Here is a 9,207-nt window from a genome sequence, read left to right as displayed (position 1 = left end):
TCAACCAATAAGTAATTAATGGGAACCAAATTAATTCGATCGCCCGAGTGAGGTAAATCTAAAAATCTTTGTAATTTACGTCGCCGACTTTCGGCTGTAATTAGACAGGGAAATACTCGGGAGAGCCGCTCTAATCTGACTTGTTTTTCTGATTGCATCAAGGATAGCAAAATTGTCATCACCAAAAACTGAGATGGCGTCAGGTATTTTTGTTTAGGGGTCTGGTAGAATCTTGGTATCATTATTTTTTTGGATAGGCAAGCGTGTAACAACTCTGCTGCCTATCTTTTTTTACCACAAGTTGGCTCAATCCTTACTAACTATGGGTTTGGGGCGGGTCGTCACCCCCCCAGGGCAAAACTGTGAGACAAAATCAAGCTTACTCCCTTATTTCTTAGTCCGCTTGGAGTGGACTTCGTTTGACAAGAAGCGGTTTCAACCGCCGAACGATCTATCCAAACTTCGTCAAGAACCGGAAAGCATCAAGTACGTGACTCGCGCAAACGTAAGGCGAAGTATTGTAAAAAGCTTGCCAAGCCGCCGCTTTATCTTCGTCGTATTTATCGGATCTTTCCTGGTGTTTACCCAGCCAATTTAGACGCACTGCGTGACCGACTAATACATCTAAAACGATGTATTCTTCTACTTGCAAATCTGGGTTACGCTGGGCGATCGCCGCCAACTCCATCAGCGCCTCAATATTGACTTGTCGATATTCCGGTGCGACAATCTTATTCAGCAAATGCTCGATTTGTAGCGCAAAATTCTTTTCACCTGGGGTCATTTCCGATAAAATGATATGGCTATCTAACCGATTGCGCCGCTCTAATTTGTCGCCAATTATCAAGCCTTTGCAGTGCCGCAGGAGTCCCCAAACACTCGGATAAAAATCCTTCGGTACGCGATTGACAGTACCTTCCATTTGCCGCTTCCGGCGCCATCCTCCCCCAGGCATTTGCGGTTCTTCGGAAACTGGCGCTACTACCCATTCAATGTCTTTTTCCGGCTGTTTGACACGCAGGGATTCTTGCTGTTTGAGGATTTGATTCATTTCCTCGTATTCTGTCAACACTTGGCGCAGGCGATTTTTGATTTCAAAGGGACTTAGCTGCATTAAATGTTCGTAAGCTTCATTTTGGGTCACTCCCAATTCGCGGGCTAATTCGCTTGTTAACAGCAGAATAAAGTAGCTAACTCTCAGTGTCAGCAGACCTTTAAATAATTGCGGTTCTGCTTTAATTAGGACGCTTAGGTAAATTAGAATTTCTTGGGTGAGAACTCGATCGCGAATATCTTCTCCGCAGAATTGGCGAATTTTGTCCATCACTTCCGTGTAAGAACCTGGTCGCGAAATTATCGAATCTTCGCTGTAGGCTTTCCCCACAGCAATCTGTTTTTGCCGCACCAAAATATCTGTCACCGCATCGGATAAGCTGATATCAACCTTGTCCAGCAATCCTGCGGCATGGCGGATGACTGCCCATTGGATTTTTGATTGCGAACTTTCTCCAGCTTTTGTATAAACTTCGTTGAGCAAATCCACAACTTTCACTGTTTGTTCTGAAGCTCCAAATTCTGTATCAAAATTTAATCCTTTGAGGCGAACTAACGTGTGCAGCAACTCAATTTGTTCGTACAAATTTTCTGAATCGCGCAAGCTAGTTAGCAAGAATTGAGTATTAGTTTCGCACTCTAATTTAAATTCTTGCGTGTGACCCAAAGGCCAAGTTTTTTCAGGATTGTAAGTTAGATAGCTGCGCGTTTCTACTGCACCTGTCACCGGAGATTCGGTAAATTCAAAATCGTGCATGAAATCAATTCTTTCGGTGCCAGCGGTCAGCATTAACTGCTTGAGATTTCCCAGTTTTACAGGCGTATTTTCTGAGAGTCCGTCGCGGAGTTCCTTCATTAATTCCAGCAGCGCTTCCCGGCCGGTTTCCAGCATGGTATGAGTCAACATCAGCGTTACCGTAGGGCGTCCCAACTGATACCAGTGGCGGTGAATGTGAGCTATTTCGCTTTTGATTTTAGATACTAGAAAATGGTAATCTAGAGTTAGGTAAAATTCTTGTCTGTCCAAAAACGAGGGGAGAAATACGATCGCCTCTTCGCGAACTTTAAACACCCGAGAAGTTGTTAAACTCCGCAGACGGCGCACGGGGCGGCCGGTTAAACATAATTGGTCGTTGCGTCCAATTTGGGTGTAAATAGCTGATAATTCTTTAGTCTGGCGGACTTGAATTGGTTCTACCTGTTTTGGAGTTTGCGCCGCAATGCCGTTAGCGGCTAATTCTGCTTGCAAATCTTCGTCTTCAGCTAACAGTGCAATTTGCACTAAAGGTTCTCTGTGTTGGCCGACTGATAGGTGCCTTCCCAGCGGGTCGATATCGCCAACTGCGATTAATCCTTCGTTTAGCAATTGACCGAGAAAATACAGACTTTGCGCCCAAACGAGGGGAATATTTTCATTGGGCAAACGCTGTTGGCTGCGGGGATGTAACTTTTCTGCTTCTATATTTTCGGCGGGGACGTAGTACAATTCGGGTAGTAGCGGCAAACCAGAGCGATCGACTGCTAGAGATTCCAAACGCTGCTGGTACTCTTGCACTTGAGCTTGATTTCCCTGAAATAGGCCGTCCAAGAATAAATAAGTGAAAAATAGCGGCCACTCGCATTCAATGTGCTCGAACTGCCTTAATTCTGTGGGTTCGTAGTGCAGGCGATCCGCATCTTCCAAAACTGTTTGGTGTCCGTCCCGCAGAAACCGCTTGCAGCCGTATTTTCCTTGCAATTTGTCAATAATCTTATTTCTAGTCCGTTCTATTAATTCTCGGTCTTCCACAGCAAAAGCCGGAAAACTAATCACACTCAGTAAAGCCGCATCTACTTCTTTTGAACTAGATTCGCGAGGCAAAAGCGATTCCAAAGTTATGCGACTTCTGGCAATTTCGTCGGGCAAAACGTGAATAACTGACGCTTGAGAACCTTGAATACCGAACAAATCTAACCCATTTATTGCTTCCAGCGCTGCTTTGGCCATGCCAACTGAACTGGCGTTCAATTCTGCATTGCCGCGATTGATTTTATGACCTCTTTCCCAAATTCCGTAATCCGGCGTGCGGTAGGCTCTACCGATGTAGTAAACTAAATTTTGCACGAAATTGACTTCATCTATTGTAAAAATTACGTGCAGGCCGGAAGCCGTCATTTGAGCAAGAATTAACAAATATATAGATGTAGCATCTAACTGTAAATGTCCCCACTTGTCATCACCGACAACAATACTTCCAGTTTGAGTATTGTATTTAGCGTGCAGGGCATCTAGGGGCGACTGAGTATTTTTAAAACGTTCTACTTTGCTCGATTGCTGCATCATCGCAAACAGCAAGCCGCGCATCAGTTTGACGGTGCTGTGTTCCAGTTCAAATGTTCGGCCCTGATCGCCATCAATTTTGCGGTAAGCTAAACCCAAACCCCAAACCGCGAGAATGCTGTACACGTTGTCGCGCACCCAGGCATCGGTGTAGTCGCCGTGGGCGTTAACGGCGGTACTCGCCGGCAGCAAACCAGTAATTGGATTTTGGCGCTTGAGGATGATGTTTTTGATTTGCTGGTAGTAATAATCTAACTTGGTTTGCCGCTGGGTTTTTGCGATCGCCATTTCGTTTTCCTTGTTTTTCCTGATGCGAGCCGAATGGGGGTGAATAGACTTTTAAATATATCAGAGTTCAGACTATTTCTCAAGTTTTGCAAACACAACAAGGTGATTGCCATGTCCAGCCGCAACAACAATAACAACAGCGTTCCTTTCGTAAAAATTGTCTACTCTACAGTGAAGATTAATGGTAAAATTGAACTCGTACCTATGGAATGGTACGCCGACGGCTCTGTCAAAAAAATCGAACACTAATGAGCGATCGCACTTGGCTTGCCAACTCTAATGAACTTGCGCGATCCCTCGCTTACAAAAAAACCGGTTTCTGGGCCACCGAACGATGACTTAACAGACTCTTGGTGGCACAAACCGGGTTTTTTGCGTCCAAAAGTGGTCTAGCATCGATCGCCAATCTAAGCTAATTTAAATAACTAGGTGTGTAGGAATCTCAAAAAAAAATATGGATCGATCGCAGCCGCAATTTTCTGTGCTGGGACTACCAGTTCACATATTAGATGATTATGCAGGTTGGCTGATGCAGCGCCTGCATCAAGGGTTAGGAAGTCACGTCGTGACGCTAAATGCTGAAATGGCGATGCAAGCCGAGCAAAATCTGGCTTTAGCAGATGTAATCCGCAAAGCGGAACTGGTGATTCCCGACGGTTCGGGAGTGGTGCTGTACTTGCGGCTGCGAGGCAAACAGGCACAGCGCTATCCGGGGATTGAATTAGCAGAATCGCTGCTGCAACAAGCGGGAAAATTGCCGGATTCGGAACCACTATTTTTCTTTGGAGGTTCCCCGGGAGTGGCGGCTGCTGCGGCAGAAACTTGGCAGCAAAAAGTTAACGGATTGTCGATTGCTTCTCAACACGGTTATCTTTCCGCAGATGAAGAAAAAGACTTCCGTGAAAGCCTCAAACAAATGCAGCCCAAACTAATTTTTGTAGGCTTGGGAGTGCCGCGCCAAGAATTTTGGATTGCCGAACACCGACACCTTTGTCCTCAGTCAATTTGGGTAGGAGTTGGTGGCAGTTTTGATATTTGGGCGGGAACAAAAGACCGCGCGCCGGCTTGGTTTTGCGACAATCATTTAGAATGGTTGTACCGACTTTATCAAGAACCTTGGCGGTGGCGACGGATGTTGGCTTTGCCACAGTTTGCATTGAAAGCTTTGGGAGATTTTCGAGCTTAAAATCTGCCACAATAAAATAGGTTCCTCGTGAGAAGTTTAGTCCTCACGAGGAACCTATTGCCATTAGACAATGTAAGGAGAATCGATCGCCTTTGCCCGATTAATCGCCACCAAAGTCTGGTAAATCAAAACCGAAATCTCAGCGCGGGTAATATCCCGCTGCGGCGAAAGCCAATCGCGGGAAGGATAATTAACCACAATCTTCAAAGCAGTTGCTGTGGCGATCGCACTCAAAGCAAAATTAGGAATTTGAGAGCGATCGATGTAAACTTTCAAAGAATCAGGATTGCCGCCCTTGAGTTCCAAACCGTTAACCAAAGACACGATCGCCTCACTCTTAGTCAAATTCTGATTCGGGCCGAACTTCAACCCCGGAAACCCCGCCAAAAACCCCCCCCGATTTGCCCGTTCGATCGCACTTCTCGCCCAAAAACTAGCAGAAACATCAATAAAATTTGTAGCCGGCATCCTCGGAATCGGACTAAACGCACTCACCAACAGCGCCGCATATTGAGCACGGTTTAAACTGTCATCAGGTCTAAAAGAACCGTCAGGAAAACCGCTAATTATATTCGCTGCAGCCAAAGCTTCAATAAACTTCTGTGCCCAATGTCCAGAAATATCGCTGAACACCGAACCGCCGATATTCGGATTGCCGCCGCCCTTTCTCACCGCAGCTTGCACAGCTTTAAAAGCATTCACTTTCCCGTAACCAAACCAATCGCTGCGACCGTTGTTAGGATCGTAATTTCCCAGGCGATTGCCCAACTGGGGATCGGGATCGGGATCGACAATTTTTTCAGCAGTTTGTTCGAGAATTCCCCGCACTTCCCGCGCCGTCAAACGGGGGTTAGCCGAAAGTATCAACCCTGCAACCCCAGCGACTACTGGAGTGGCGCTGGAAGTACCGCCAAAAGTATCAGTATAGTCCCCCCAGTCGTAGCCCCGATCGCCCACTCGATCGGCAGTAAACACCCCCAAACCTGGCAAATACTGCGTCACCTCCGGCGGCGTGCCGATAAATCCGGTTTCCGGCAACCAAGTGCCCGGCGGCGCGTTGTTGCTGGGGGCGCAAACCGAGATGCTGGTGCCCCAATTGCTGTAGGCTGCTTTTTTGTTGAGGGAAGTGGAAGCGCTGACGGCAATTACGTCTGGGTGAACGGCAAATCCTGCCAGCCATCTAGTTTGACCGCCCAAGACGTTGTTGGGCCAGCCTTTCTCGTTAACAGTGCCGTTGACTGGGCGGTTGGCATTGCCCGCAGCGAACAGAATAACGCAGCCTCTGCCGCCCCGCCCTTGGGTTGCTGCTTTGGTGATGACCGCACTCTGCCGCAGGGAAAGGGGATAGTAAACTGCTGAAGGCCCCCAACTGCAAGAAATGACGGCGGCCCCTTTTTCGATCGCCCAATTAAATATTTTTTCGACAGAATTGTCATCGAGAAAACCACTGGTACGGATGGGCATCAGGGCGCAGCCGGGGGCGACGCCGACAATGCCTTTGCCGTTTTCTTCTGCAACGGCGACGCCCGCACAACTTGTGCCGTGGTTGTCTGAGTCGGCTACTGGCATCGGGGAGGTATCGCCCTCTTTGAAATCGATGGGTGAGACAATTTTGCCTTGGCCTTGAAAATCTGGGTGGGTGATGTCAACTGAATCGTCGGCGATCGCAATTACGATCGATCGAACTCCGCGAGTCATGTCCCAAGCTGGTTCGGCATAAATTTGAGCGCCGCCGACAAGTTGGTTGCCGCCTTTGTTGTTGAGATACCACTGTTTGGGATAAAGCGGATCGCGGGGCGTGTAATGCTGCTGCGTCTCTACTAAAATGTTTGGTTCCGCTACGAGAACTTCTGGATATCTTGTCAGGCGGTTGGCAATTTTGACCGGGTTTTCTGTTGCTTGTTTGGTGACTTCGCAGACGAACGTGTTGGGAATTCCTTCTACTGGTCGGACTATTTTTAAAGCTGCTGCATTGGCGATCGCCTTTCGCGATTGTTCATCTACTTGTTCGCCAAATTGAATCGTAATTTGGTCGGTTAAATAAAAGAATGTACTCGGATTGTTCGCGGGGCAATAGACGTGGCTGGCAAAAGCTACAGCATCGCTGGCGCGGGCTGCTTGCATTGCTGCTTCTAGGTTAGAGGGCGCAACGAGATATTCATCGAGATTGCTTTGGCCGACGCGACGGTTGAGTTTTGCCCCAGTTGTTGCAGCCCAATCGTTTGAGGCTGATGCTGTTGGTGAGGGGCGGACTGTAAAGCGATCGTCCGCTTTTGACAGCAGCAATTCATCGCCGCCGCGCTGCAAAATCACTGCCAGACTTTCTTCTGGAACTCCAATTCCTTGATAATTTTGGAGAGTCTCGGAGGTCGGTTTGCTTGGTTGTACCATCAGAAATATTCCTGTTTGACTTTGATGTCTATTTATCAAACATATTTATAAGCCGTCAGGGATGTTTTTACCATGAGGGGTTTGAAACTGTAACTAACAGCGGTAGTTTTTCCATCAGTCCGCGTCGGACCTAGTTTGTGCGATCGCGTTGCTAGCGGTTTCAACCGCCGAGTCTTTTTCGAGATCGGCGAGTTTTTCAGATAAACACGCTCAAATAAACACGCTAGGATTAATATTAAAAAATTCTCCCAGCGCCTTAGCTTGCGCTTTGCTAATCGCCCGTTTCCCATTAACCACCTCAGAGACTACTCCTTTGGAACCAATCACGCCCACTAAATCGGCTTGTTTGAGTTCGCGAACTTCCATGAGATGCAATAGAACATCCTGGGGAGTCGCTTCTGGAATTGGGTAATATTTTGATTCGTATTCTTCGATCAACAGCCCCCAGAGACTCAGTAAAGTTTCTTCTTCTAATGTTAATTCTTCCTGGGACATCAGAGATCCTAATTCTACGAGGGCAAGATCGTAATCTTCTTCGTTCAGGATGGGCTTAGGCTGCGATTTCGCCAGCAGTTGACCGTAAGCTATTTTTTCAATTGTGATGTTCATAGTTCATTCAATTATTTATGACAACAAAAAGAAGAAAGCAGGAATAATATTGTCCTGAAGTTTCTCCGAGGTGGGTGTTTGTTTCTCGGTGTCATGCTTTTAACCATTGGATTGAATGTTTTTGATTTGTTGATTGAATACATCAGGAAATCTGTAAGGATTTCCCGATGTATTTAGGGGGAAATAAACCTATTTTCTGCTTGACTTCATCTTCATCATTCCAGTTAATTTTGCTATATTCGGCATGGGTTAAAAACTTCTTAAAAAGTACATATCCGGTGCTATAGTTAATTTGTACAATTAATCTATAATGTTTACCTTTAATATTAAAAATAGTATATCCATAGACTTGATCGACCGATTTAGAATACCCCTGTCGGATCTCTTCTAGCGATTTCCAATCGTTGTCTTCCATGACCTTGCACCAGGCTGCGACCGCACTTGGGACATCACCGTAGGGTTCGATCGCACTCTCCAGATTTTTCTTGGAAATTAGCCTCATTCCAGTACCGTTTTTTACACGACACCTCTATGTTCTCACTATGAGAACCTACTGTCAAGTCTCTACTTGAATTTTTCCTAAAAAGCCTTTTGCCCGATCGCACCCTTTGACATTTCAACAAATTTGGTTTACACTTAGCCGGTTGCGATCGCCAATGGTAAGATCGGCTCAAGCTAAATATTTTTTTAAAGCGCACAGGCGCAAAGTAATTTCATGGTATACTCTGGAACTGTTTGCTGGCTTCGCTCCACTGCCCGGATTACGATCGGGGCGATCGCAGCTTTTACCCTGTTGCAACCGCTCCAAGTCCAAGCACAACAACCTTCTGCGCCAGAGAACCAACCGCAAGTCGAACCTGCCGACGACCCCACAGACCCCAACAATCTCCGCCCTCTAACGCAAGACAGCAGCCTGCTGAGTGTCCAGGGAGGCCAGCGTTTGATGACAGAAGCCAGCAGTGCTATTTCCAATCAGAATTACGCACTCGCCAGTCAAAAACTCCAAGAATCCCGCCAGATTTTCAATCAACTCTCCAACTTCTACCAACAACTGGGTAGCAGTTTTGCCGGAATTGACATCCGCTTGGCCGAAAGCCACCGCACCAAAGCTGTAGAAACAGCCCAAATGCGCGACGAAGCTACCTACCGGCTGGCGTTGGTACACCGGGCGCAAAATAAACCTGAACTGGCTGTGCCCCTGCTGATTCAGATTATTCGATCGCAGCAACCAACTCGCGACTTGGGCAAGAAAGCTTACCAGCAGTTACTGGAATTGGGTTTTGTGGATGCGCCCTATCCCCGGCCTGCCAGCAGTCAACCGAGCTCATCGACAAAATAGTTCCACTAAAATCTCAATTAC

General features: G+C 47.0%; 7 protein-coding genes and 1 pseudogene. 3 read left to right on the top strand and 5 right to left on the bottom strand.

The window, feature by feature from the left end:
• Nucleotides 1-242 (bottom strand): annotated as a pseudogene (locus QUA99_RS24795) (IS4 family transposase); the annotation flags it as partial.
• Nucleotides 243-451: 209 nt separating this feature from the next.
• Entirely contained in the window at nucleotides 452-3,661 is a 3,210-nt protein-coding gene (locus QUA99_RS24790) for a glycoside hydrolase family 15 protein (RefSeq protein ID WP_333242849.1), read from the bottom strand.
• 111 nt (nucleotides 3,662-3,772) lie between these two features.
• On the opposite strand from QUA99_RS24790, the gene QUA99_RS24785 reads away from it, so the two are divergent.
• Both QUA99_RS24785 and QUA99_RS24780 read left to right on the top strand, forming a co-directional pair.
• Nucleotides 3,773-3,910 carry a hypothetical protein gene (locus QUA99_RS24785; protein ID WP_333242846.1) on the top strand — a complete coding sequence of 46 codons (138 nt, stop codon included), beginning with the start codon at nucleotides 3,773-3,775 and terminating at the stop codon, nucleotides 3,908-3,910.
• A 205-nt stretch (nucleotides 3,911-4,115) separates the two neighbouring features.
• Nucleotides 4,116-4,847 (top strand): WecB/TagA/CpsF family glycosyltransferase, encoded by a 732-nt coding sequence (locus tag QUA99_RS24780; protein ID WP_333242843.1) that lies wholly within the window; start codon nucleotides 4,116-4,118, stop codon nucleotides 4,845-4,847.
• A gap of 63 nt (nucleotides 4,848-4,910) precedes the next feature.
• Here QUA99_RS24780 and QUA99_RS24775 read toward each other — a convergent pair whose 3' ends face one another.
• The 3 genes from QUA99_RS24775 to QUA99_RS24765 form a co-directional block, all read right to left on the bottom strand.
• A complete protein-coding gene (locus tag QUA99_RS24775; RefSeq protein WP_333242840.1) occupies nucleotides 4,911-7,238 on the bottom strand; it encodes a S8 family serine peptidase in 2,328 nt (775 codons plus the stop codon).
• 210 nt (nucleotides 7,239-7,448) lie between these two features.
• Complete coding sequence (locus QUA99_RS24770; RefSeq protein WP_333242837.1) at nucleotides 7,449-7,847, bottom strand: transcriptional regulator; 399 nt, start codon at nucleotides 7,845-7,847, stop codon at nucleotides 7,449-7,451.
• A gap of 142 nt (nucleotides 7,848-7,989) precedes the next feature.
• On the bottom strand, nucleotides 7,990-8,349 hold the full coding sequence (locus tag QUA99_RS24765; protein ID WP_333242835.1) for a type II toxin-antitoxin system HigB family toxin: 360 nt from the start codon (nucleotides 8,347-8,349) through the stop codon (nucleotides 7,990-7,992).
• 213 nt (nucleotides 8,350-8,562) lie between these two features.
• Between QUA99_RS24765 and QUA99_RS24760 the strand changes: the two genes are divergently transcribed.
• Nucleotides 8,563-9,186: a hypothetical protein gene (locus QUA99_RS24760; protein ID WP_333242832.1), complete on the top strand. Its 624-nt coding sequence runs from the start codon at nucleotides 8,563-8,565 to the stop codon at nucleotides 9,184-9,186.
• Nucleotides 9,187-9,207: the final 21 nt, after the last annotated feature.

It is taken from the genome of Microcoleus sp. F10-B2 (assembly GCF_036704965.1).
Taxonomy (GTDB): domain Bacteria; phylum Cyanobacteriota; class Cyanobacteriia; order Cyanobacteriales; family Microcoleaceae; genus Microcoleus.
Note: the sequence above shows the minus strand (reverse complement) of the source record. Positions and strands in the feature narration are given on the sequence as shown.

Bases quoted from the DNA above. Each gene is read 5' to 3' on its own strand.
- QUA99_RS24770 (WP_333242837.1), bottom strand. From the start codon at position 7,847: ATGAACATCACAATTGAAAAAATAGCTTACGGTCAACTGCTGGCGAAA.
- QUA99_RS24785 (WP_333242846.1), top strand. From the start codon at position 3,773: ATGTCCAGCCGCAACAACAATAACAACAGCGTTCCTTTCGTAAAAATT.
- QUA99_RS24775 (WP_333242840.1), bottom strand. From the start codon at position 7,238: ATGGTACAACCAAGCAAACCGACCTCCGAGACTCTCCAAAATTATCAA.
- QUA99_RS24790 (WP_333242849.1), bottom strand. From the start codon at position 3,661: ATGGCGATCGCAAAAACCCAGCGGCAAACCAAGTTAGATTATTACTAC.
- QUA99_RS24765 (WP_333242835.1), bottom strand. From the start codon at position 8,349: ATGAGGCTAATTTCCAAGAAAAATCTGGAGAGTGCGATCGAACCCTAC.
- QUA99_RS24780 (WP_333242843.1), top strand. From the start codon at position 4,116: ATGGATCGATCGCAGCCGCAATTTTCTGTGCTGGGACTACCAGTTCAC.
- QUA99_RS24760 (WP_333242832.1), top strand. From the start codon at position 8,563: ATGGTATACTCTGGAACTGTTTGCTGGCTTCGCTCCACTGCCCGGATT.